The organism is Achromobacter sp. Marseille-Q0513 (genome assembly GCF_018195695.1).
In the GTDB taxonomy this organism is placed as follows: domain Bacteria; phylum Pseudomonadota; class Gammaproteobacteria; order Burkholderiales; family Burkholderiaceae_B; genus Achromobacter.
This window is the reverse complement of the sequence record NZ_JAGTJY010000027.1, coordinates 1-23,665: the sequence shown is the minus strand read 5'-3', so window position 1 is coordinate 23,665 and position 23,665 is coordinate 1. Positions and strand designations below refer to the sequence as shown.

At 69.2% G+C, this 23,665-nt stretch carries 21 protein-coding genes; 11 read left to right on the top strand and 10 right to left on the bottom strand.

What is annotated here, in order from left to right:
• Positions 1–39: 39 nt before the first annotated feature.
• The gene (locus KDH83_RS08535; protein ID WP_212314400.1) at positions 40–984 is read right to left on the bottom strand and encodes a tripartite tricarboxylate transporter substrate binding protein; all 945 of its coding nucleotides are present in this window, start codon (positions 982–984) and stop codon (positions 40–42) included.
• Positions 985–1,109: 125 nt separating this feature from the next.
• Entirely contained in the window at positions 1,110–2,012 is a 903-nt protein-coding gene (locus tag KDH83_RS08530) for a dihydrodipicolinate synthase family protein (protein WP_212314398.1), read from the bottom strand.
• 369 nt (positions 2,013–2,381) lie between these two features.
• On the opposite strand from KDH83_RS08530, the gene KDH83_RS08525 reads away from it, so the two are divergent.
• Positions 2,382–3,116 carry a GntR family transcriptional regulator gene (locus KDH83_RS08525; protein WP_349291609.1) on the top strand — a complete coding sequence of 245 codons (735 nt, stop codon included), beginning with the start codon at positions 2,382–2,384 and terminating at the stop codon, positions 3,114–3,116.
• Positions 3,117–3,353: 237 nt separating this feature from the next.
• Positions 3,354–5,591, top strand: coding sequence for a TonB-dependent siderophore receptor (locus KDH83_RS08520; protein ID WP_212314396.1), 2,238 nt, complete (start codon positions 3,354–3,356; stop codon positions 5,589–5,591).
• A 138-nt stretch (positions 5,592–5,729) separates the two neighbouring features.
• On the opposite strand, the gene KDH83_RS08515 is transcribed toward KDH83_RS08520, so the two are convergent.
• Positions 5,730–6,692, bottom strand: a complete 963-nt coding sequence (locus tag KDH83_RS08515; protein WP_212314394.1) for a DJ-1/PfpI family protein — start codon at positions 6,690–6,692, stop codon at positions 5,730–5,732.
• Positions 6,693–6,826: 134 nt separating this feature from the next.
• Here KDH83_RS08515 and KDH83_RS08510 point away from each other — a divergent pair, with 134 nt between their 5' ends.
• The 7 genes from KDH83_RS08510 (at position 6,827) to otnK (ending at position 13,862) form a co-directional block, all read left to right on the top strand.
• Positions 6,827–7,513 (top strand): DJ-1/PfpI family protein, encoded by a 687-nt coding sequence (locus tag KDH83_RS08510; protein ID WP_212314388.1) that lies wholly within the window; start codon positions 6,827–6,829, stop codon positions 7,511–7,513.
• Between the two features lie 236 nt (positions 7,514–7,749).
• Positions 7,750–8,400 (top strand): aldolase, encoded by a 651-nt coding sequence (locus tag KDH83_RS08505; RefSeq protein WP_212314387.1) that lies wholly within the window; start codon positions 7,750–7,752, stop codon positions 8,398–8,400.
• An 85-nt stretch (positions 8,401–8,485) separates the two neighbouring features.
• Positions 8,486–9,805, top strand: coding sequence for an MFS transporter (locus KDH83_RS08500; protein ID WP_249204949.1), 1,320 nt, complete (start codon positions 8,486–8,488; stop codon positions 9,803–9,805).
• Between the two features lie 23 nt (positions 9,806–9,828).
• A complete protein-coding gene (gene otnI / locus KDH83_RS08495; RefSeq protein WP_212314385.1) occupies positions 9,829–10,617 on the top strand; it encodes a 2-oxo-tetronate isomerase in 789 nt (262 codons plus the stop codon).
• Between the two features lie 45 nt (positions 10,618–10,662).
• Positions 10,663–11,634 (top strand): D-erythronate dehydrogenase, encoded by a 972-nt coding sequence (denD, locus tag KDH83_RS08490; RefSeq protein WP_212314384.1) that lies wholly within the window; start codon positions 10,663–10,665, stop codon positions 11,632–11,634.
• A gap of 51 nt (positions 11,635–11,685) precedes the next feature.
• Entirely contained in the window at positions 11,686–12,606 is a 921-nt protein-coding gene (gene ltnD, locus KDH83_RS08485; RefSeq protein WP_212314383.1) for an L-threonate dehydrogenase, read from the top strand.
• The gene (gene otnK, locus KDH83_RS08480; RefSeq protein ID WP_212314382.1) at positions 12,603–13,862 is read left to right on the top strand and encodes a 3-oxo-tetronate kinase; all 1,260 of its coding nucleotides are present in this window, start codon (positions 12,603–12,605) and stop codon (positions 13,860–13,862) included. Before ltnD ends, otnK begins: the two co-directional genes overlap by 4 nt.
• 85 nt (positions 13,863–13,947) lie before the next feature.
• Here otnK and KDH83_RS08475 read toward each other — a convergent pair whose 3' ends face one another.
• The 7 genes from KDH83_RS08475 to KDH83_RS08445 form a co-directional block, all read right to left on the bottom strand.
• Positions 13,948–14,655: a FadR/GntR family transcriptional regulator gene (locus KDH83_RS08475; protein WP_212314380.1), complete on the bottom strand. Its 708-nt coding sequence runs from the start codon at positions 14,653–14,655 to the stop codon at positions 13,948–13,950.
• A 115-nt stretch (positions 14,656–14,770) separates the two neighbouring features.
• Complete coding sequence (locus KDH83_RS08470) at positions 14,771–15,688, bottom strand: LysR family transcriptional regulator (protein ID WP_212314378.1); 918 nt, start codon at positions 15,686–15,688, stop codon at positions 14,771–14,773.
• Between the two features lie 71 nt (positions 15,689–15,759).
• A complete protein-coding gene (locus KDH83_RS08465) occupies positions 15,760–16,710 on the bottom strand; it encodes an ABC transporter ATP-binding protein (RefSeq protein ID WP_212314376.1) in 951 nt (316 codons plus the stop codon).
• Complete coding sequence (locus KDH83_RS08460) at positions 16,700–17,728, bottom strand: ABC transporter ATP-binding protein (protein ID WP_212314374.1); 1,029 nt, start codon at positions 17,726–17,728, stop codon at positions 16,700–16,702. The genes KDH83_RS08465 and KDH83_RS08460 overlap by 11 nt, the downstream gene beginning before the upstream one ends.
• A 41-nt stretch (positions 17,729–17,769) precedes the next feature.
• Positions 17,770–18,666 (bottom strand): nickel transporter permease, encoded by an 897-nt coding sequence (nikC, locus tag KDH83_RS08455; RefSeq protein ID WP_212314372.1) that lies wholly within the window; start codon positions 18,664–18,666, stop codon positions 17,770–17,772.
• Between the two features lie 5 nt (positions 18,667–18,671).
• A complete protein-coding gene (locus KDH83_RS08450) occupies positions 18,672–19,682 on the bottom strand; it encodes an ABC transporter permease (RefSeq protein WP_212314370.1) in 1,011 nt (336 codons plus the stop codon).
• A gap of 14 nt (positions 19,683–19,696) precedes the next feature.
• Positions 19,697–21,283, bottom strand: coding sequence for an ABC transporter substrate-binding protein (locus KDH83_RS08445; protein ID WP_212314368.1), 1,587 nt, complete (start codon positions 21,281–21,283; stop codon positions 19,697–19,699).
• Positions 21,284–21,558: 275 nt separating this feature from the next.
• On the opposite strand from KDH83_RS08445, the gene KDH83_RS08440 reads away from it, so the two are divergent.
• On the top strand, positions 21,559–22,623 hold the full coding sequence (locus KDH83_RS08440) for a DUF917 domain-containing protein (protein WP_233772616.1): 1,065 nt from the start codon (positions 21,559–21,561) through the stop codon (positions 22,621–22,623).
• Between the two features lie 10 nt (positions 22,624–22,633).
• Positions 22,634–23,665, top strand: a 1,032-nt coding sequence (locus KDH83_RS08435; RefSeq protein WP_212314366.1) for a hydantoinase/oxoprolinase family protein, incomplete at its 3' end; no start/stop codon positions are given.

The following is a 23,665-nucleotide window of genomic DNA, read 5'->3' as shown; positions in this document are numbered from 1 at the left end:
GCGGCAAATGGCGCCGCCGCCGGCCGCGTCTTCACGCGCCTATTGCTTCAGGTTCAGCTTGGGCATCAGCGTCTTGACCGCCTGGTTCTGCCGCTCGATGTCGGCGACGAAGGCCGGCGTGTCGGCATAGGACGGCGTGAGATTCTGCTTGGTCATGGTTTCCTGGAACTTGGGCGAAGTGGCCAGCTCCCTGGACACCGCGCGCCATTTCTCCACCGCCTCTCGCGGCGCGTTCCTGGGCAGGCCCAGTCCGCGCCACACGCTGAACTGCAGGTCGTGGCCCAGCTCTTTCAAGGTCGGCGCGTCCAGCCCGGCCACGCGTTTCTCCGACATGACCGCCAGCGTGCGCAGCTTGCCGCTTTCCACGTACTGGCGCAGCTCGGCATAGGCCACGGTGGTGGCCTGCACGTCGCCGGCCAGCAGGCCCATGATGGCCGGCGCGGAGCCGTTGTAGGGGATGTGTTCCAGCCGCGCGCCGATCGCCTCGGCGAAGGCGCCGGCGGCCACGTGCGGAATGGTGCCGTTGCCCGCGTTGGAGAACGTGACCTTGCCGGGATTGGCCTTCACGTACTGGATGAATTCCTGAGCGGTCCGCCACGGCGCGTCGGCGCGCACGGTGATCGAGGACGGGTCGTCGGTGAAGCGCGCGATCGGCTGGAAGTCGCCGACGGTGACCTTGCCGATGCCCATCAGCGGCACGACCAGCATTTCCGGCGTCATCAGGATCAGGCGGTAACCGTCGTCGGAGCCGGCCACATAGGACCAGCCGATGGAGCCGCTGCCGCCGGGACGGTTCAATACCACCACGGACTGTGGCATCAGCGGGCGCGCGGCGTCGGCGATGGCGCGCGCCGTGCTGTCGCTGCCGCCGCCGGGCTGGTATGACACGACCAGTTCGATCGACTTGGTCGGATAGCTGTCCGCGGCCTGGGCGGCGGCGCCGCAGCAGGCGGCGGAAAGCAGGAGCAGGTTGAGCAGTTTCATGGGATTCGGGTGTGGCCTTGAGCGGGGTTGGGGCGCCGATCTCGCTGCATCGAATGCCGCCCGCGGCGCCGGCGGGAGGCGTGCCGGCTCGCGCCGGCGGGGTCTTCGGGCATGTACGCCGGGCCTCAGCAGCCCAGCGCCTTCAGGTCCTCCAGCGTGCGCTTGACGATGGCGATGGTGCGCTCGCGCTCTTCGCCGGCCAGGTCCAGGCGCGGCGGCTTCACGGTCTCGGCCGAGCCGGTGATCAGGTGCTCGGCCAGCTTGATGTGCTGCACCAGCTTGACCACGGTATCCAGGTGAAAGAGCGGCGTCAGCGCGGCGTAGAGCTTGCGCGCCTGCGCGAAGTCGCCGGCCACGGCCAGTTCCAGCAGCCGCACCGATTCCCTGGGCAGGGCATTGGCCATGCCCGACACCCAGGCCCGCGCGCCCAGCGCCGCGCTCTCGACGATCAGGTCGTCGACGCCGCAGACCACGGCCAGGCGGTCGCCGAAGCGCGACACCAGGTCGGTGACGCGGGTGGTGTCATACGACTCTTCCTTGATGGCGGTGATGGTGGGCGATTCCAGCAGTTCGGCCACCACGTCCGGCGTCAGGTCCACGCCATAGCCGCGCGGGTTGTTGTAGAGCAGGATCTCCAGCCGCGAGGCCTGCGCCACGCTGCGGTAGAAGGCGATCGTCTCGCGCGCGTCGGACTTGTAGGTCAGGCCGGGAAACACCATCAGGCCATCCACGCCCAGCTTCTCGGCGTCGCGGGCGTAGGCGGCGGCGCGCGCCGTACTGGTTTCCGCCAGCCCGGAGATGACCGGCACGCGGCCGCGCACCGTGTCCAGCGCGGTGCGCAGCACGGTCAGTTTCTCCTCGGGCGCGAGCTGGGCGTTCTCGCCCACCATGCCCATCATCACGACGCCGCTGACGCCATTGGCGATCAGGCGTTCCAGCCCGGCGCGGATGGCGTCGGTGTCCAGCGAGAAATCCGGTTTCAGCTTGGTGGTGACGGCGGGGAAAACGCCTTTCCATTGGATGGCCATGCGTGCGCTCCTGGGCGATGGGGAAGAAAGCAGGCGAAAATTCGGTACGATTCGTGGTTACTTTATATTGGATCCAATTTTGTGCGGCATGCCTGCACCCGATGAAATCGCCTGTGCCACCCCGCCAAATGCTGCGACGGGATCATCCGGAACCGTCATCGGGAACGGACAAGGATTTTGGATCCAATATAATTCTGTGACTAGCTTGCGGGATCCGCGCGTTCCTGTCTCTGCGGGGTTCCCCTAGTGTCCGCATTCCGGGCGTGCCGCCACCCTGAGGTGCCGCCGTGGTCCGCCGCAGGCGGCTTGCGGTTCGAAGTCGCCTGGCCAGGGCATGCTGGCCCGCCCCTTGCAGCAGAGGCTATCGCAGTGACCAGACATTCTTCCCCGTCCGACGCCAACCGTCAGCGCATCGTGCGCAAGACCACGACCGAGCTGGTGGCCGACGTACTGCGGGATCGCATCCTGTCGGGCGACATCCCGCCGGGCGAGCCTCTGCGCCAGGAGCTGTTCGCCGAGGAGCTGGGCGTCAGCCGCATTCCAGTGCGCGAAGCGCTGCGCCTGTTGAGCGCGGAGGGGCTGGTCGACACCATCGCCCACCGGGGCGCTTTCGTGACCATGCTGTCGCGCGCGGAAGTGCAGGAGTTCTTCGAGCTGCGGCTGCGGCTGGAACCCTGGATCCTGCGCGAGGCGATTCCGCTGCTGGAAGATACCGATCTGTCGCAGGCCTCGGACGTGGTGGCGCGCATGGACGCGGCCGAGCCCAGGCAGTGGGGCCAGCTGAACTGGCAGCTGCATGAACACCTGTACCGCGCGGCGCGGCGGCCGGCGGCGCTGGGCATGATCCGCGCGCTGCATGAAAAGTCCGAGCGCTATTTCCGTTTCCAGATCGTCAACGCACCCATCCGGCAGCAGGCCCACGACGAGCACACGGCGCTGATCGCGCTGTGCCGCGAGGGGCGGGCGGACGACGCCGGCGCGGCGCTTGAGCGGCATATCGAGCAGGCCGCGGCGCAGATCCTGGACATCGTCGACCGCCTGCTGGAAAGCAGCGCGGCCGCGCCGGGCTGGAGCGACGCGCTGGCGGGGGCCAGGCCCGCCTGAAGACCGCGCTGGCGGATGCCTGAAGGACGCGGTGGCGCGTCCGCGGTCAGGCGTTCCCTCGGCCTGGCTATCACGCGGTGCAAGAGCGGGTCCCAAATTTCATTTGGAAAGTTCTGATATTTGAAAAATTCCTGACGTAAAGTTGAACAAAATAATAGGAATGCCTATCATTGCGCTTCCTATAAAAAACAAGCGCACCAAGCGCGCCGCCGCGGGGCGGTCAATCGTTCAATTTCCATGTCTATCCAAGAGAGATTCTCGGTCCTGCAAAGGGCCGGCAGCGTGTCGAACTCGATTTATGCCGCCGTGTGCGGCGCGCTGGCCGCGCCGGGATTGGCGCTGGCGCAGGGCGCCACGCATGAGTTGTCGCCAGTGCACGTGTCGGGCCAGGCGGTGAACGACGGCTACGAGGCCAACGTGGCGTCCTCGCCCAAGATGACGGCGCCGCTGCTGGATACGCCGCGCTCGGTCACGGTGATCACCGAGCAGCTGATGCGTGACCGCGCCGCCACCTCGCTGATGGACGTGCTGCGCACCGCGCCCGGCATCACCTTCGGCGCGGGCGAGGGTGGCACGCCCACGGGCGACCGCCCCTTCATTCGCGGCTACGAGGCCAGCACCGACCTGATGGTCGACGGCATGCGCGACCTGGGCCGTTTCTCGCACGAGACCTTCAACATCGAGTCGGTCGAGATCCTCAAGGGACCCAGCTCGGCATATTCCGGCCGCGGCTCGACCGGCGGCAGCATCAACCTGGTCAGCAAGTCGCCCAAGGCCGAGACCTTCGCCGAGGCATCCACCGGTTTCGGCACCGACAACAACTGGCGCCTGACCGGCGATGCCAACGTGGCGTTCTCCGACACCGCGGCGTTCCGCTTGAACGTGATGAAGCAGGGCGGCGACGTGCCGGGCCGCGATCACGTCAAGACCGACCGCTGGGGCGCAGCGCCGTCCATCGCCTGGGGCCTGGGCACGCCCACCCGCGTGACGCTCAGCTACTACCACCTGCAGAACGACGACACGCCGGACCTGGGCATCCCGTTCAAGAACGAATCGCGCCCGGGCCGCGTCACGCCGCCGCGCGTGGACCGCGACAACTACTACGGCATCGTCGGCCGCGACTACCGCAAGAACCAGGCCGACATGGGCACGTTGCGCATCGAGCACCAGTTCAGCGACGCGGCTACGCTGCGCAACTCCACCCGCTACAGCGAATCGCGTAATGAATACGTGATGACGCGTCCGTCCTTCGACAATTGCGCCGCGCCCACGGGGAGCCGGCCCAATCCGGCCTATGGCAAGGCGCCGTGCTCCACCGAGGCCAACGGCCTGAAGATCAGCAAGGCGCTGCGCACGCTGAACCAGACCAACAGGTCCTTCGCCAACCAGACCGACTTGTTCGGCGAGTTCGCCGCCGGCGGCCTGCGCCACAGCTATGTGGCCGGCGTGGAATTCAGCCGCGAAGAGATCACCAAGCGCGACGGCATCTCCAGCGGCGGCTTCGACAAGACGCTGCTCGACGATCTGTACCGGCCGAATCCGCATCAGGCGTACACGGGCAGCCTGAGCTGGGGGCCGTCGTACCGCGCCGCCAAGACCAATACCGCCGCGGCTTACGTGTTCGACACGATCAAGTTCAGCGAGCAATGGGAAACCAGCGTGGGCCTGCGCTATGACCGCTACCGCGTGGAAAGCGGCGGCGCCAAACGCACGGATGGCTTGTGGAACTACCAGCTGGGCCTGGTGTACAAGCCCGCGCCCAACGGCAGCATCTACGTGTCCTACGGCACCTCGTCGAATCCCTCGGGCGAGACGGCGGGCCAGTCCGGCGGCGCCGACGGCGCGGCGGGCGGGCGCCTGACCGCCTCGACCGCGGACCTGGGTCCGGAAAAGAGCCGCAGCATCGAGATCGGCACCAAGTGGAATGTGTTCGACGACCGTCTGTCGCTGACCGCCGCGCTGTTCGAGACGCGCAAGACCGACGCGCGTTCCTCCGATCCGCTGACGGGCGACATCACGCTGGCGGGCAGCAACCGCGTGCGCGGCATCGAGCTGGGCGCGGCGGGCTCGATCACGCCGAAGTGGCAGGTCTGGGCCGGCTACAGCTACCTGGATCCGAAGATCAGCTCCTATCGCAGCGGCAAGGAGGACTTCAGCGGCAAGCAGATGAAGTTCATCGCGCGCCAGAGCGCGAGCCTGTGGACCACCTACAAGTTCCTGCCCGAACTCACCACCGGCATCGGCGCCACCTATACCGGCAAGCGCTATGTCGACGATGCCAACGTGTACCAGCTGCCGTCCTACTGGCGCTACGACGCGATGGCCTCTTACGCGTTCAACAAGAACTTCAGCCTGCAGCTGAACCTGAACAACCTGACCAACGAGACGATCTACGAAGCCTCGCACGTGGGCCTGTTCAGCTACGTGGCGCCCGGTCGTTCGGCCATGCTGACCGCCACGTTCCGCTACAACTGACGCGCTGTCATTGATGTGCGGCGGTTGCGCTTATGCGGGCCGCAATCGCCGCGCCTCCAGCGGCCGCTCTGGCCTTGAGGCATTGGCCGTCCTTTCGGGACGGCCTTTTTTTCGGCGCGGTAGGCGCTGCGCGCAGGCTCAGGCGTCGCGGTTGAAGCGCGCCCGGTAGTCGGCGGGCGAGACGCGCAGCCGCCGCTGGAACACGCGCCGCATGTTGTCCGCGTTGCCGAACCCGCAGTCGTAGGCGATGGCCTTGAGCGGCTGGCGGCTGCCTTCGAGCAGGCGGCGCGCGGCATCGACGCGCGCGCGCTCGATGAACTCGCGCGGCGTGATGCCGGCGGCCTGCGTGAAATGGCGCGCGAAACTGCGCGCGCTCATGCCGGCGATGGCGGCCAGCCTGGCCACGCTGTAGTCGTCGCCAGCGTGTTCCATCACATGGGCCTGTACCCGCGCGATCGGCGTGCCCGGATCCTGCGGCGCGCTCAGGTAGGGGCTGAACTGCGATTGTCCGCCCTGCCGCTGGGCCACCACCACCAGCTTCTGCGCGATGCGCAGCGCCAGTTCCGCGCCGTGATCCTCGGCCACCAGCGCCAGGGCCAGGTCGATGCCGGCGGTTACGCCGGCCGAGGTGATCAGCGCGCCGCTGCGCACGTGGATGCGGTCCGGCTCGACCCGCGCGGCGGGAAAGCGGGCCGCCAGCTCATCGGCGAATTCCCAATGCGTGGTGACGGTATGGCCGTCCAGCAGCCCGGCGTGGCCGAGCGCGAAGGCGCCGGTGCAGATCGATCCATGCACGCGCGCGCGCGGGCAGGCCCGCCGCAGCCAGCCGCTCAAGGCGGGGTCGTGCGCGGGCGTGGGACCGCCCGCCGCCAGTACGACGTCGTAGCGGTCGTTGGCGTCCGCGCAGCGCAGGTCGGGCAGCATGCGTGATCCGTTGGACAGGCGCACCGGCCCGTCCTGCGGGGACACCAGCAGCAGGCGGTAGCCAGCGCCTTCGCCGAGCAGCGCGGTGGCAGCCGAAAACACATCCATGGGGCCGGCCAGGTCCAGCGCCGCCGCGTCCGGGCCGAAGGCGAGGGCAACGCTGCGCGGCGCGGGCATCAGGCCGCGCTCCAGGCGGTGGCGCGAACGGGCTTGCGTTTGGCCGGATCTGCCTGTGCCGCGGCGTTGTCGCCGGCGGGCGCCGACACTATAAAAACAGGGCGAAAACGCATAGACACTTTATCGAGGCTGTAATGAAGATCGTATGTTTCATGTACCCGGGTTTCACGGCGCTGGACCTGGTGGGACCGGTGACCGCCTGGGGCGCCATGCCGGACGTGGCGTTCGAGTTCGTGGCGTCCGCCAAGGGCGACGTGCTCACCGATTCCGGGCTGACGCTGCGCGCCACGCATGACTTTACCGACTTTTCCACCGCGCCCGACGTGTTGCTGGTGCCGGGCGGCGCGCTGCCGACGTTCGAGGCGCTGCAGGACGACGCCTTGCTGGACGCCATCGCGCGGGCGGGCGAGGGCGCGGCCTGGGTGACCAGCGTCTGCACCGGCGCGCTGCTGTTGGGCGCGGCGGGTCTGCTGCGCGGCTACCGTTCGGCCAGCCACTGGACCGCGCGCCACTACCTGGACCAGTTCGGCGCGATACCCGACGCGGCCCGCGTCGTCATTGATCGCAACCGAGCCAGCGGCGGCGGCGTCACCGCCGGCATCGACTTCGGCCTGTCGATGATCCGGCACTGGCGCGGCGAAGAGACATCGAAGCTGATCGAGCTGGTGCTGGAATACGCGCCCGAGCCGCCCAACGCCTGCGGCCGCCCCGAACTGGCCGACGCCGCCACGCTGGCGCAGGCGCGCGCGCTGACCGGGCCGATGATGCCGGCGGAGCTGGTGCGGGCGGCGGCGCAGCGGCGTGGTTTCACGGCTGGTTGAACCGGCTGCTGCTGCCGGGCCAGCGGCGCGCGTTGGCGAGCGGCCCGGGGTTGTCGCGAGCGCGATGCCGTCTTCGATGTGATCTTCAAACCTTCCGGATCCGGGTTTTCCCGGTTCCTCCCACTTCCTCAAATTTGTATGATGACCCGATAACTTAAACCCAAAGAGACACGCTGTCGCGGCGCCTCGCCCGGGCCGCGTTGGTGGCCGGCCGGGCGTCTGCCCAGCGCAAGGCCATGACCGAAGACGCCCTTTCCGAGTCCCGCATCCGCGAAGAAATCTGCACCGTCGGCGCCAGCCTGTACAACCGTGGCTATACCGTGGGCGCCGCCGGCAACATCAGCGCGCGCCTGGACGACGGCTGGCTGATCACGCCCACCGACGCCTGCCTGGGCCGGCTCGATCCCGCCGCGTTGTCCAAGGTCGATGCCGCCGGCAACTGGGTGTCCGGCGCCAAGCCGTCCAAGACCCTGGCGCTGCACCAGGGCATCTACCGCGCCAATCCCGATGCGCGCGGCATCGTGCACACGCATTCCACCCATCTGGTGGCGCTGACGCTGGCCGGCGTCTGGCGTCCGGACGAAGTCCTGCCGCCGATCACGCCCTACCAGGTCATGAAGGTGGGGCGCATTCCGCTGATCCCCTATCGCCGTCCCGGCGATCCCCAGGTCGCCGCCGAGGTGGCGGCGCTGGCCGCCCAGGTGCGCGGCGCGCTGTTCGAGCGGCTGGGGCCGGTGGTCTGGGAACGCTCGGTGGCGCATGCCGCCTACGCGCTCGAAGAACTCGAGGAAACCGCGCGCCTGTGGCTGATGAGCCAGCCGCGTCCCGAGCCGCTGGACGCCGCCGCGCTGGAGGAACTGCGCGCCGTGTTCGGCGCCCGCTGGTGATTTTTCCCGACCACCAAGCCCGCCGGCCGCGAGCAAGCGGACCGGCGCGGCGCAAGACCTGGAGACAACGATGACCCGGATGGACATGGCCGTGGAGACGGCCGCCGGCAGCACCCCGCAGGATCCCGAGGCCCGCGCCACCGCGCGCGCCTACGCCAAGGTGTTCTGGCGCCTGGTGCCCTTCCTGATGCTCTGCTACGTGATCGCCTACCTGGACCGCGTCAACGTCGGCTTCGCCAAGCTGCAGATGTCGCAGGACCTGGGTTTCAGCGAAGCGGTGTTCGGCCTGGGCGCGGGCGTGTTCTTCCTGGGCTATTTCCTGTTCGAGGTGCCCAGCAACCTGCTCATGCACCGCATCGGCGCGCGCATCTGGATCGCGCGCATCATGATCACCTGGGGCCTCCTGTCCGCCATGTTCATGTTCGTCGAGACGCCCACCGGCTTCTACGTGCTGCGCTTCCTGCTGGGGCTGGCCGAGGCGGGCTTCTATCCGGGCGTGATCCTGTACCTGACCTACTGGTATCCGGCGCAGCGCCGCGCCAAGATCATCGCGCTGTTCATGTCCGCGATTCCCGTGGCCGGCATCTTCGGCAATCCGCTGTCGGGCTGGATCATGGAAGCCTTCCACGGCGCGCACGGCCTGCAGGGCTGGCAATGGATGTTCCTGATCGAGGCGCTGCCAGCCATCCTCATCGGCATCGTCACCGTCATGTACCTGGATAACGGCATCGACCGCGCCAAGTGGCTCAGCGACGAGGAAAAGCGGCTGCTGACGCGCGAGATCGAGGCCGACCAGAAGCAGGCCGGCGCGCAGCGCCATTCGCTGCGCGAGGTCTTCGCCGACAAGCGCGTCTGGTGGATGTGCCTGATCTACTTCACCTTCGTGGCCGGCCAGTACGGGCTGACCTTCTGGATGCCCACGCTGGTCAAGTCCACCGGCGTGAGCGGCGCGTTCAAGATCGGGCTGCTCAGCGCCATCCCCTTCCTGTGCGCCATCGTGGTCATGAACCTGCTGGGCCACAGCGCCGACCGCCGCCGCGAACGCCGCTGGCACCTGATCGTGCCGGCCCTGGCGGGCGCCATCGGTTTCGCCGCCACGGCCTCGTTCGCCGACAACACCGCCATGTCGCTGCTGTTCCTGTCGCTGGCCGCGGCCGGCGTGCTGACCTGCGCGCCGCTGTTCTGGTCGCTGCCCACTGCCTTCCTGTCGGGCACGGCCGCCGCCGCCGGCATCGCCATCGTCAACTCCGTGGGCAACCTCGCGGGCTTCGTCAGCCCCTATATGGTTGGCTACCTGAAGGACCTGACCCAGTCGACGCAGTCCGGCATGTACGTGCTGGCCGCGCTGCTGGTGCTGGGCGCCGTCGCCGTGTGGCTGACGCCGGCGCGGATGGTGAACCGTTAGCTTCATACAGACAAGGAATCGCCGTGCCGCGCCTGGCTGCAAACCTCAGCATGATGTACACCGAGCATCCCTTCCTGGAACGCTTCGCCGCGGCCGCGCGCGATGGCTTCCAGGCGGTGGAGTTCCTGTTTCCCTACGAGCATCCCGCCGCCGAGATCCGCGCGCGGCTGGACTCGCATGGCCTCGCGCAGGCGCTGTTCAACGCGCCGCCCGGCGACTGGCAGGCAGGCGAGCGCGGCATCGCCTCGCTGCCGGGCCGGCAGGAGGAGTTCCGGCGCGGAATGGACCAGGCGCTGGAATACGCCGCGCGGCTCGGCAACCGCAGCCTGCACGTGATGGCGGGGCTGATCGCGCCCGGCCAGGACCGGGCCGCGCATCGCGCCGCGTCCCTGGAAAATCTGGCCCACGCCACGCGTCTGGCGGCCGGCGCCGGCATCACCATCGTGATCGAGCCGATCAATCCACGCGACATGCCGGGCTTCTTCCTGACCCGCCAGGACGAGGCCCAGGCGATCCGCGCCGAGCTGGGCGCGGCCAACCTGAAGGTGCAGTTCGACTGCTATCACTGCCAGATCGTCGAGGGCGACCTGGCCATGAAGCTGCGCCGCGACATGGCCGGCATCGGCCATATCCAGATCGCGGGCGTGCCGGACCGGCACGAGCCCGACCTGGGCGAGCTGAACTACCCCTACCTGTTCGAGCAGATCGACGCGCTGGGCTACGACGGCTGGATCGGCTGCGAGTACCGGCCCCGCGCGGGCACGTCGGCCGGCCTGGGCTGGGCGCGGCCCTATCTGAACCGGGGCGCCTGATCCGGCGCGCCATGCATTCCTGAATCCGCTACGAGGCACATAGCGATGAAGATACTCATCACCGGCGGCGCCGGTTTCCTGGGCCAGCGGCTGGCGCGCAAGCTGCTGGCGCAAGGCGTGCTGACGCTGGACGGCGCGGCCGAGCCGATCTCGCGCATCGACCTGCTGGACGTGGTCGCCGCCGACACGCACGGCGATCCGCGCGCCCATGCGCAGGTGGGCGATATCTCCGATCCGGCCGTGCTGCGCCAGGCGATGGACGCCGACACGCGCGTCGTGTTCCATCTGGCCGCCATCGTCAGCGGCCAGGCCGAGGCCGATTTCGACCTGGGCATGCGCATCAACCTGGATGCTTCGCGCGCGCTGCTTGAAACCTGCCGCGCGCTGGGACACCGGCCGCGCGTGATCTTCACCAGCTCCGTCGCGGTCTACGGCGGCGACCTGCCCGAGATCGTGCGCGACGATACCGCGCTGAATCCGCAATCGTCCTACGGCACGCAGAAGGCCATCGCCGAGCTGCTGCTGGCCGACTACACGCGGCGCGGTTTCGTCGACGGCCGGGTGCTGCGCCTGCCCACCATCAGCGTGCGGCCGGGCAAGCCCAACGCCGCCGCCTCGTCCTTCGCCAGCGGCATGATCCGCGAGCCGCTCAATGGCGAGGATGCCGTGTGCCCGGTGCGTCCCGGCACGCGGTTGTGGCTGCTGTCGCCGCGCGGCGCGATCGCGGCGCTGGTGGCGGGCTGCGAGCTGGACGCGGCGCGGCTGGACAGCCGCGCGCCCATCAACCTGCCCGGCGTCTGCGTGACGGCGCAAGACATGGCGCGGGCGCTGCGCGAGGTGGCGGGCGACACGGTCGCGGACCGCATCCACTGGGAGCCGGACGCGCGCGTCGAGCGCATCGTCGGCAGCTGGCCGGGCCGTTGGGACACGTCCCGGGCCGAACGGCTCGGGCTGTCGGGCGACGGCAGCTTCGCCGACATCATCCGCGCCTACATCGATGACGACCTGCCGCGCTGAGCGCCCGACCGCCTCGTCATCGCCATTCCTCGCCGCCACTCTCTTCACACCATGAACAGCACAACTTCTTCCTCCACATTGGCCGGCCGCCGCGTCGGCGTGGTCGGCCTGGGCGCGATGGGCTCGGGCATCGCCCGCAGCCTGCGCCGCGCCGGCCTGACGGTGCATGTGTATGACGTGCGCGCCGAGGCCGCCGCCGCCTTCGCCGCCGAGGGCGGCGTGGCCTGCGCCACGCTGGCCGACCTGGCGCGGGCCTGCGACGTGATCATCAGCGTGGTGGTCAACGCGCAGCAGACCGAGGCCGTGCTGTTCGGCGACGGCGGGCTGGCCGGCGATCTGCAACCCGGCTCGGTGTTCGTCATGTGCTCCACCGGGGATCCGAACTGGTCCGTGGCGCTGGAGGCCCGGCTGCAGGCGCTGGGCCTGCACTATCTGGACGCGCCGATCTCCGGCGGCGCGGCCAAGGCCGCCGCCGGCCAGATGACCATGATGACGGCCGGCAGCGCCGCCGCCTACGCGGCTTGTGAAGGCGTGCTGGAAGCGATGGCCGGCAAGGTCTACCGGCTGGGCGACCGCGCCGGCGCGGGCAGCAAGGTCAAGATCATCAACCAGCTGCTGGCCGGCGTGCATATCGCCGCGGCCGCCGAGGCCATGGCGCTGGGCCTGCGCGAGGGCGTGGACGCCGGTGCGCTGTACGAGGTGATCACGCATAGCGCCGGCAACAGCTGGATGTTCGAGAACCGCATGGCGCACGTGCTGGCCGGCGACTATGCGCCGCTGTCGGCGGTGGACATCTTCGTCAAGGATCTGGGGCTGGTGCTGGATACGGCCCGCCACAGCAAGTTTCCGCTGCCGCTGGCTTCCACCGCGCACCAGATGTTCATGCAGGCGTCCACCGCTGGTCATGGGCGCGAGGACGACAGCGCGGTCATCAAGATTTTCCCGGGCATCCGCCTGCCGGAGGCGAAATGAGCATCAAGCTGGGCTGCATCGCCGACGATTTCACTGGCGCCACCGATCTGGCCAACAACCTGGTGCGGGCCGGCATGAGCGCCGTGCAGACCATCGGCGTGCCGGGCGGCTCGCTGCGCGCGGATGCCGACGCGGTGGTGGTCGCGCTCAAGACGCGCAGCCTGCCCGCCGACGAGGCGGTCGCGCAATCGCTGGCGGCGCTGGCATGGCTGCGGGCGCAGGGCGCCGAGCAGATCTACTTCAAGTACTGCTCCACCTTCGACAGCACGCCGCAGGGCAATATCGGCCCGGTGACGGACGCGCTGATGGCGCGGCTGGGCACGGACTTCACCATCGCCACGCCGGCCTTTCCGGACAACAAGCGCACGGTGTTCAAGGGCTATCTGTTCGTGGGCGATGTGCTGCTCAACGAATCGGGCATGCAGCATCATCCGCTCACGCCCATGACGGATCCGAACCTGCTGCGCGTGCTGGCGGCGCAGACGCGGCGCAAGGTCGGCCTGATCGACCATGCCGTGGTGGCGCGCGGCAGCGCCGCCATCCGCGAGCGCATCGCCGCGCTGCGCGCCGAGGGCGTGGAGATCGCCATCGTCGATGCCGTGTCCAACGACGACCTGCTGGTGCTGGGGCCGGCGCTGAAGGGCATGCCGCTGGTGACGGCGGGTTCGGGCGTGGCCATCGGCCTGCCGGCGAACTGGGGCCTGGCGCCGGGCTCGGCCAAGGCGCCGGCGCGCGTGGCCGGCGCGCAGGCCGTGGTGGCGGGCAGCTGCTCGGCCGCCACCAATGGGCAGGTTGCCGCGTTCATCGCCAGCGGCCGTCCGGCGCTGGCGCTGGATCCCTTGCGCATCGCGGCCGGCGAGGACGTGGCGGGCGAAGCGCTGGCGTGGGCGCGGCCCTTGCTGGCCTCGGGACCGGTGCTGCTCTATTCCACGGCCGCGCCGGACAGCGTCCGGCAGACGCAGGGCGCGCTGGGCGCGGAACGGGCCGGGGCGCTGATCGAGGCCGAGATCGCCCGCATCGCGCGCGGCCTGGTCGAACTCGGCGTGCGCCAGCTCATCGTGGCCGGCGGCGAGACCTCGGGCGCGGTGGTGCAGGCGCTGGGGTTGGAGCAGATCGCCATCGGCGAGCAGATCGATCCGGGCGTGCCCTGGTGTTCGGGCCACGCGGCGGCGGTCGATGCCGATATCAGCATCGCGCTGAAGTCGGGCAATTTCGGCGCCACGGATTTCTTTTTGAAGGCTTTCGCGCAAGGCTGATGCCGGCGTTGCTGGCGACGGCGCGCCCGCGCGTTCGAGCGTGGGCGGATGTAGCGGCCTCTTGCGGCAATCGTCGCCGCGCCGTTCAGCGGTGCGCCAGGCTCAGTCGCTTGGCGGCGTTGACCATGTGCACGCGCGCCGCTTCGCGCGCGCCTTCCACGTCCTGGCCACGTATGGCCTCGACGATGGCGGCGTGTTCCTGCAGCACGGCGCGCATCTGATCGGCGTGGCGCGCCTCGTTGCCGCGCGTGATGCGGGTGGCGGCGACCAGGAACTGGCTGACGAAGGTGAGCGTGGTGAGGAAGTACGGATTGCCCGTGGCGTGCGCGATGCTGCGGTGAAACGCGACGTCTTCCTGGACGCCGTCGCCGCCGGCGGCCACCGCCTCGGAGATCGCGGCCAGCGCCACGTCGATGGCGGCCATGTCGCGCTTCTTGCGCCGCGCCGCGGCCTGCGCGGCGATCTCTGTTTCCAGCGCGCGGCGCAACTCCACGATATGCAGCACGGCATCCAGCGAGCTCAGCTCGGCGGCGTCGATGCGCAGCGCGCGGTTGCCGGTGGCGCCGGTGACGAACACGCCGCTGCCCTGGCGCGCCTCGACGATGCCGTCCTGGCGCAGGCGCGACACCGCCTCGCGGATCACGGTGCGGCTGACGCCGAACTGTTCGGCCAGCGCGGTTTCGGTGGGCAGCTTGTCGCCGGGCTGCGCACGGCCTTCCTGGATTTCGGCCAGCAGGCGCTTGGCGACCGTGTCGGTCAGGGTGGGCGGCGAGGAGAGTTTGGGGAACGACATGGGTCGCGGCGGCAGGGGTGGGCGGATCCGCGCCGTCCGTCTGGCAGGCGGGGGCGTCCGGGCTACGCGCAATGATAACCGCAGGGGCGCGCGCGCTTGCCCGGCGCGGGGCGGCTCAGTCCGAGGCGGCGCGGGGCGTGCTGGCGGCCGGCAGCCGCGACGCCAGGAATTGCAGGAAGCTCTGGTCCGCGCGGCTGGCGCCGGCCTGTTCGTGGCGCACCAGGTAGACCGGCAGCGTCACGGGCTCCAGCGGCAGCGCAACGAGGCCGGGATCGGCCTCGGCGTAGCGGCGCGGCAGGGCGCCGATGCCGGCGCCGGCGCGCACCAGCGCGGCGACGGCGTCGCAGTCCAGGCCCTCGGCCACGGTGGCGCCTTCCAGTCCGCAGCGGATCCGGTGCACGGCCAGCGCGGCCAGCGGAGCGCCGGTCTGTTCGTCTTCGTAGCCGATCACGGGCGCGCCGCGCAGTTCGCCGGACGGCGCACCGGCGGCGGCGTAGTGCAGCATGTCCTGCTCGAACAGCGGCGCATGGCTGAGGGTCGGGCGCGCGTCGGGCGCGGACACGACGCCCAGCGCGGCGTTCTTCTGCGCCAGCAGGCTGAGGATGTCGCCGCAGGTGCCGCGCTTGATGCGGAAGCGGACCAGCGGGTATTCCTGACGGTAGGCGGCGATCAGCGCCGGCAGCTCGGGCCAGTGCACATGGCCGCTCAGGTGCAGGGTGACGATGCCCTGCACGGCGCTATGGGCCGCGTCCAGCGCGTCGGGCAGCGCGGTGACCAGGCGGTAGATGTCGGCGCAGTGCCGGTACAGCACCTCGCCGGCGGCGGTGGGCTGGAAGGACGCCGCGCCGCCGCGTTCGATCAGCCGGCGGTCCAGCCGCTCTTCCAGGCGGCGCAGGGCCGCGCTGACAGAGGGCTGCGTCACCGACAGCCGGTGGGCGGCCAGTGTGATGCTGCGTTCCTGCACGATCACCATGAAGGTGCGCAGCAGGTTCCAGTCGAGCTGGTTGGCGAACTTGTCCACGAGAGCGGTCATGCCGGGCGACTCATATCAGTGTGCTGTTTTACCATCTTGCCGGCCGTCAGGAGCGTGTCAGCGTGGCCCGCTCAGGCCGGCGCGTACAGATGGCAGCGCACCTCGCGCGCCGCGCCGTCGCGGTACAGACCGGGCTGCGTCGCGTCGCAGCGGCCGGCGATGGACTGCGGGCAGCGCGAGGCGAAGGCACAGCCGCGCGGCAGGTCGATGGGCGAGGGGATGTCGCCCTGCAGCACGATGCGGCGCTCCGGCTGGCGCGCCTCCGGCACCGGGATCGCGTCGATCAGCGCCTGCGCATAGGGATGCCGGGGCTGGGCGAACACCGCCTCGGTGGGGCCTTGCTCGACGATGCGGCCCAGGTACATCACCGCCACGCGCGGGCACAGCGCGCGGATCACCGCCAGGTTGTGCGAGATGAACAGATAGGACAGCTGGAAGCGCTCCTGCAAATCCTTGAGGAAGCCCAGGATCTGCGCCTGCACCGATACATCCAGCGCCGAGGTGGGTTCGTCCAGCACCAGCAGCCTGGGCTTGAGCGCGATGGCGCGGGCGATGCACACGCGCTGCTTCTGGCCGCCCGACAGCTCGTGCGGATAGCGGCTGAGGAATTGCGCCGGCAGGCCTACCATCTCCATCAGCTCGGCGGCGTGCGCGCGCAGCCTGGCGCCGCGCAGGTCCGTGTGCAGAATCAGCGGCTCGGACACGCTGCGCAGGATGGTCATGCGCGGATTCAGCGCCGAATGCGGATCCTGGTAGATGAACTGGATCGAGCGGCGCAGCGCGCGCAGCTCGGCGGGCGGCAGCCGGGTGATGTCGCGGCCCTCGAACATGACCTTGCCGCGCGTCGGGTCCAGCGCCCGCGCGCACAGCCGGCCCAGCGTGGACTTGCCGCAGCCGGACTCGCCCACCAGGCCCAGCGCCTCGCCGGGCGCGATGGCCAGGTCGACCTCGTTGACCGCGTGCAGCTTGCGGCCGTCGTTCATGGCGAACTCGCGCGATACGGATTGCAGCTCAAGCAGCATGGACGCGGCCTCCAGCGGTGGCTGCGGCCGGCGTCAGCAGCAGACAGGCGGCGCTGTGGCCCGGCGCCAGTTCCACGGAGGGCGGACGCTTGACGGTACAGGCCGCGGCGGCGGACGGGCAGCGCGCCTGGAAGCGGCAACCGGCGGGCGGATGCAGCAGGTTGGGCACGTATCCGGGGATGCCCACCGGCATCTGCGCGGGCCGGCGCGGGTGCGGCACCGAGGCCAGCAGGCCGCGCGTATAGGGATGGCGCGGCGCGTCGAACAGCGCCTGCACCGGCGCGGTCTCGACCACCGTGCCGGCGTACATCACGGCGACGCGGTCGCAGACGCGCGAGATCACGCCCAGGTCGTGCGAGATCAGCAGGATGGCCAGGCCCAGGTCGCGGCGCAGCTCGTCGAGCAGGTCCAGGATCTGCGCCTGGATGGTGACGTCCAGCGCGGTGGTCGGCTCGTCGGCGATCAGCAGCGACGGCGAGCCGGACAGCGCCATGGCGATCAGCACGCGCTGGCGCTGGCCGCCGGACAGCTGGTGCGGATAGCGCGTCAATTGCGTGTCGGGATTGGGCAGGTGCACGCGGGCCAGCATCTCGGTGGCATGGGCGCGGCGCTGGCGCGCGTCGCGGCGTTGTCCGCGCGGCTTGCCGGCGTCATGCGCGGCGATCACCGCCGACATCTGGTCGCCGATGGTGAACAGCGGGTTCAGGTAGGTCATGGGATCCTGGAAGATCATCGCGATCTCCACGCCACGGATGCGCCGCATGGCCGCTTCATCCAGGCCCAGCAGGCTGCGGCCGCGATAGCGCAGGTCGCCGCCCGCCACGCGCGCCGGCGGGCTGGGCACCAGCCCGAGCACGCTCTTGGCCGTGACCGACTTGCCGCAGCCGGTCTCGCCCACGATCCCCAGGGCTTCGCCCGGCGCCACGCTGAGCGTGACGCCGTCCAGCGCCTGGTAGCAACCGTCGAAGGTATCGAAGTGCAGCTTGAAGTCGTCGAATTCGAGCAAAGGTGCGTTCATGTCAGTCGTTCCGCCGCGCGTCCGGCGCTTCGGGGGAAGCCTCAGCCTCGTTGTTTGGGGTCGAGCACGTCGCGCAGCCCGTCGCCGATCAGGTTGAAACCCAGCACGGTCAGGTAGATGGCCAGGCCGGGAAAGGCCGAGTACCACCACCATTGCGGCAGGTAGTTGCGGCCCACGGAGATCATCGCGCCCCATTCCGGCGCGGGCGGCTGCGCGCCCAGGCCCAGGAAACCCAGGCTGGCGGCGCTGAGGATGGCCATGCCCATGTCCATCGACGCCTTGATGACGATGGGCGAGACGCAGTTGGGCAGGATGTGGACGAACACGATGCGCAGCGGGCCGGCGCCCATCATGCGGGCCGCGTCGATATAGACCTCGCCCTTGAGCGACAGCGTCTTGGCCTGCACCAGCCGCACGTAGCCCGGCCACCAGACCAGCGACAGCGCGATCATGGCGTTGAGGATGCCGGGCCCCAGCGCGCCGACGATGGCGATGGCCAGCACCAGCCCGGGCACCGACAGGAAGATGTCGGTGACGCGCATGATGCATTCCTGCACGCGGCCGCCGAAGTAACCGGCGATCACGCCCAGCGGCACGCCGATCAGCGCGGCGATCACGGTGATGGTCAGGCCGATCTGCAGCGAGGTGCGCGCGCCCAGGATCACGCGCGAGAACACGTCGTTGCCCATCTCGTCGGTGCCGAACAAGTGCGCCGAACTGGGCGGCAGCAGCTTCTGCGCCAGCTTGACGCTGCCGGCGGCGTCCTCGGGATAGGGCGCCAGCCAGGGCGCGAACAGCGCCACCAGCAGGAAGCCGATGACGATGACCAGGCCCAGCATGGCGGACTTGTTGCGCGCGAAGGTGCTGGCGTACAGCCGCAGCTGGCGGCCCAGGCCGTGCCGCGCATCCGGGGAGGTGGGTAGGGCGGTGGTGGACATGATGCTCAACCCTGCTGCCGGACGCGCGGGTCCAGCAGGCCGTAGATGATGTCGATGACGAAGTTGATGAGCATGAAGCTCACGCCCAGCACCAGCGTCACGCCCATGATGGGCTGGAAGTCGGAATTCATGGTGGCCTGCACCGCATACAGGCCGATGCCGGGCCAGTCGAACACCGATTCGATCAGCACCGTGCCGCCCAGCATCCAGCCGAAGCGCAGGCCGATCATGGCCAGCGTGGGCAGCATGGCGTTGCGCAGCGCGTACTTGGCGATCACGCGCCAGGGCGCCACGCCGTGCGCGCGCGCCGCGACGATGTAGTCCTGGCGCAGCACTTCCAGCATTTCGGCGCGGTTGACGCGGATGATGGACGCCAGCGCCGGAAACGACAGCGCCAGCGCCGGCAGCAGCATGTAGGACAGCGCCGACAGGAAGGTGTCGACGTCGCCGTGCAGCAGGCTGTCGATGGTGTAGAAGCCGGTGATGGTGTCCGGCGGAAGGGCCAGCATGTCGAGCCGGCCGCCCAGCGGCAGCCATTCCAGGTGCTGGGCGAAGGCGTATTTCAGCAGCAGGCCCAGCGAGAACATCGGGAAGGCCACGCCGGACGTGGACAGCAGGCGGATCAGGTGATCGGGCCAGCGGTTCTGCGTGGCGGCGGCCAGCGTGCCCAGCGCCACGCCGCCGACGATGGACAGCAGGATGGCGAAGCACACCAGCTCCAGCGTCGCGGGGAAATAGCGCAGCAGGTCCTGGAACACCGGCCGGGTGGTGGTGATGGAGCGTCCCAGGTCGCCCTGCACGACGCCGGCGAGATAGCCGCCGAACTGCGCCACTACCGGCTTGTCCATGCCGTACTCGGCGCGCAGCGTCTGGACCATGGCCTCGGTGGCGTTCGGGCCGGCGGCCAGCCGGGCCGGATCGCCCGGCGCCACGTGCGAGATGGTGAAGGTGATGGCCAGCAGGCCCGCCACCATCAGCAGCATGAAGGCCGAGCGTTTGACGATGAAGCGCAGCATGGGGCGTGACGGTCCTAGCGGCCGATGTACAGCGGGTACAGGTCGAACTCGCTGGCCATGCGGATGGGCGAGTCCACCAATCCCTGCACGTAGTCGCGCGTGGCCGTGTTGCGGTCGCGGATCATGCCGAAGATCTCGGGCTGGTCCGCCACGATGCGGCGCTGGATCTCTTCATACAGCGGCTGGCGGTCGGACCAGGCTGGCAGCGTGCGCGCGCGGTCGATCAGCGAGAACAGTTCCGGGTCGTCCAGGAAATGCGTGGCGTAGTACTGGCCCCAGGAACCCTTGTGATACATGTAGGCCACCGGGTCCGGATCGATCGACATGGTGGTGCTGAAGGACGCGAAGATGTCGGGCGAGGTCTCGGCCTTGGCGCCGCGCGCCACCATGTTGGGCCAGGTCAGCGGCACCATGCGGATCGTGATGTTCAGCGGCTTGAGATTGTCGATCAGCAACAGGCCCATCTGGCGCTCTTCCTCCAGGCCCTGCACGTAGACGTATTCCAGCTCGATGCCGCCTTGCGGCCACTTGGACTTGGCCAGGTATGCGCGGGCCTTGTCCATGTCGCGGCGCGGCATGTCAGGCACGGCGACATGGCCCTTGACCGAGGGCGGGAAGGGGCTGTCCATCAGCCGCGCGCGGCCGTTGTAGATCTTCAGCAACGACTCGTAATCGAAGGCATAGGCCAGGGCGCGGCGCAGATTCAGGTCGGACATGTACTTGCCCTGCGTATTGAACTTCAGACCGAATCCGCCCATGCCGGTGCCGGCCTTGCGGCCGATCTTCACGCCCTTGACCGATTCGAGCTGGTCCAGGTCCTCGGGCGACAGGCTGCCGGCGATGTCGATCTCGCCGCGCGCCAGCGCCGCGCGGCGGCTGGAGTTCTCGGTGATGACGCGATAGATGATGCCGCCCAGGCGCGCCTTCTCGGGCTGCGGCCAGCCTTTCCAGTAGCCGTCCCAGGCTTCCAGTTCATACAACGAATTGGGCTCGACGCGCTTGACGCGATACGGGCCGGAGCCGGCGGTGTGATCGGTCAGCCATTGCTGGCCGTAGTCGCCGTTGTGCTCGTTGGCCATGGCCTGCTTGACGTTGACCACGTACCACCACGGCAGCAGGCTGAGGAAGGCCGCATAGGGGCGGCTGAGCGTGAAGCGCAGCGTCTGCGGGTCTTCGGCGCTGATGTTCTCGGGCTTGAGGAAATCGGTGTACATCCAGGCCGGGCCCTTGTTCAGCTTGAGCGTGCGCTCGAACGAGGCCTTGACCGCGGCGGCGTCCACCGGATCGCCGTTCTGGAATTTCGCGCGCGGGTCCAGCTTGAAGGTCCAGACGGTGGCGTCGTCGTTGACGGTCCAGGACGTGGCCAGCCAGGGCTTGAGCTCGACGGGGTCGCCCTCGTACTTGAGCAGCGCGTCGTAGGTGGCCTGCTGGATGGTGCGGATCGAGAAGTCGTACTTCTGCGCAGGGTCCATCACCGACACGGCCTGCTGGCCGCCGATGACCAGGATGCGCTTGCCGTTGGCGGTCTCGAACGCATGCGAGGCGAGCGGCGCGCAGGCGATGGCCGCCGCCAGCAGGAAGTTGCTCAGACGATGCCGCATTGGTGTTTCCCCTTGTATGTCGCGTGCCGGACGCTGCCGGAGTCTGTACGCCGATATTTGCAGATGGACCCGGCGGCGGCAAATAAATACGAAGAATGCGGCGCATAGGCGCAGCGCATGCCGCCGCATGATTTGGGTTTATGCGAGGCATGCACAGATTCAATTTGCCCGGGCTTGGAAGCGCGCAGTAATGTTTGGCCACCTTCCCGGTTCACCAGAGACTTCATCGAACCATGCTATCTGTAGCCGCAAGCACGCAAACCGGAACGCGCGTCGTGTCCGCCGAAGAGATGGAAGCCCTGGCCGTGGGCGCCTGGATACTGGGCACCGGCGGCGGCGGCGATCCGTACCAGAAACTGCTCAACATGCGCCAGCTCTACAAGAAGGGCTATCGCGCCTCGCTGCTGGACCCCATGTACCTGAACGAGGACGACCGCGTGGCGGTGGTGTCGGGCATGGGCGCGCCGCTGGTCGGCCAGGAACGGCTGGCCGATCCGCATTTCGCGGTCAAGCCGGTGCGCATGATGGAGGAATACTGCGGCCAGCGCTTCCGCGCCATCATGGCGCTGGAAATCGGCGGCGGCAACGGCCTGCAACCCTTCATGGTGGCCGCGCTGATGGGCCTGCCGGTGGTGGACGCCGACAGCATGGGCCGCGCCTATCCCGAGGCCCAGATGACCAGCTTCGCCGTGCGCGGCCTGCCCATGTATCCGCTGGCCGTGGCCGACATCCGCGACAACGAGGTCATCGTCACGCGCGCCGCGTCGGCCACCTGGGTCGAGCGCCTGAGCCGCAAGGTGGTGGTCGAGATGGGCTCCACCGCCGCCACCTGCAAGACCCCGCGCAGCGGCGCCGAGGTCAAGGAACACGGCATCCTCTACACCGTCAGCAAGGCCATCCGGCTGGGCGAGGTGGTGCTGCGCGCGCGGCGTCAGCACGACGACGTGATCGGCGCGGTGCTGCAGGAATCCGGCGGCAAGCGCATGTTCAGCGGCAAGGTCGTGGACGTGGAACGCCGCACCACGGCGGGCTTCCTGCGCGGCCGCGCCGTGCTCGAAGGGCTGGGCGAGGATCGCGGCTCGCGCTACACGCTGCACTTCCAGAACGAGTTCTCGGTGGGCGAGCGTGACGGCGTGCCCGAGGTCATGACGCCGGACCTGATCTGCGTGCTGGACTCGGTCAGCGGCGACGGCATCGGCACCGACGTGCTGCGCTTTGGCCAGCGCGTCAGCGTGCTGGCGCTGCCCGCGCCCCAGGTATTCACCAGCGAACGCGGCCTCGAGCTGGTCGGCCCGCGCGCGTTTGGATTCGACATCGACTATCGCACTGTCTTCGCGTGAAGCAATCGCTATGAAACACATTGGCATCGACGTAGGCGGCACCAACACGGACGCCGTATTCGTGCAGGACAACCAGGTCCTCGGGGCGGTCAAGTCGCCCACCACTTCCGACGTGACCACCGGCGTGCGGCGCGCGCTGGCGGCGCTGATCCAGGCCTGCCCGCAGGCCGCGGCGCCCGAGGCGGTGATGATCGGCACCACCCATTTCACCAACGCGGTGGTGCAGCGGCGCGACCTGGAGCCCGCCGCCGCGCTGCGCGTGTGCCTGCCAGCCGCGGCCTCGCTGCTGCCGTTCTGCGACTGGCCCGAGGACCTGGCGCAGAAGGTCAACGGCGGCACCTATCTGGTGCAGGGCGGCCATGAGTTCGACGGCCGCGAGCTGATGCCGCTGGACGAACGCGCGGTGCGCGACGCCGCCCGCGCCATCCGCGCCTCGGGCGTGTCGACCGTGGCGATCAGCGGCGTGTTCTCGCCGCTGATCGGCGACGCCGAGCTGCGCGCCGGCGAGATCCTGAAGCAGGAACATCCGGACTGCCGCATCACTTATTCGCACCAGCTCGGCCGCATCGGCCTTCTGGGCCGCGAGAACGTCGCGCTGCTGAACGCCACGCTGATCGACCTGGCGCACAAGACCACCGACGCCTTCGTGCAGGCGCTGGCCGACAGCGGCATCGACGCGCCGCTGTTCCTGACGCAGAACGATGGCACCGTGACGCTGGCCGAGAACGCGCGCGACTTCCCGGTGCATTCCTTCGCGTCGGGGCCGACCAACTCCATGCGCGGCGCGGTGTTCCTGGCCAAGATCAACGACGCGGTGGTGTGCGACGTGGGCGGCACCACCGCCGACGTGGGCTGCGTGCAGAACGGCTTCCCTCGGCAGGCCAACAACATGGTCGAGGTGGGCGGCGTGCGCACGGCATTCCGCATGCCGGACCTGTTGTCCATCGGCGTGGGCGGCGGCACGCTGGTGAACCCGGATACCCTGCAGATCGGGCCGGTCAGCGTGGGCCACCGGCTGCTGCAAGAGGCGCTGGTGTTCGGC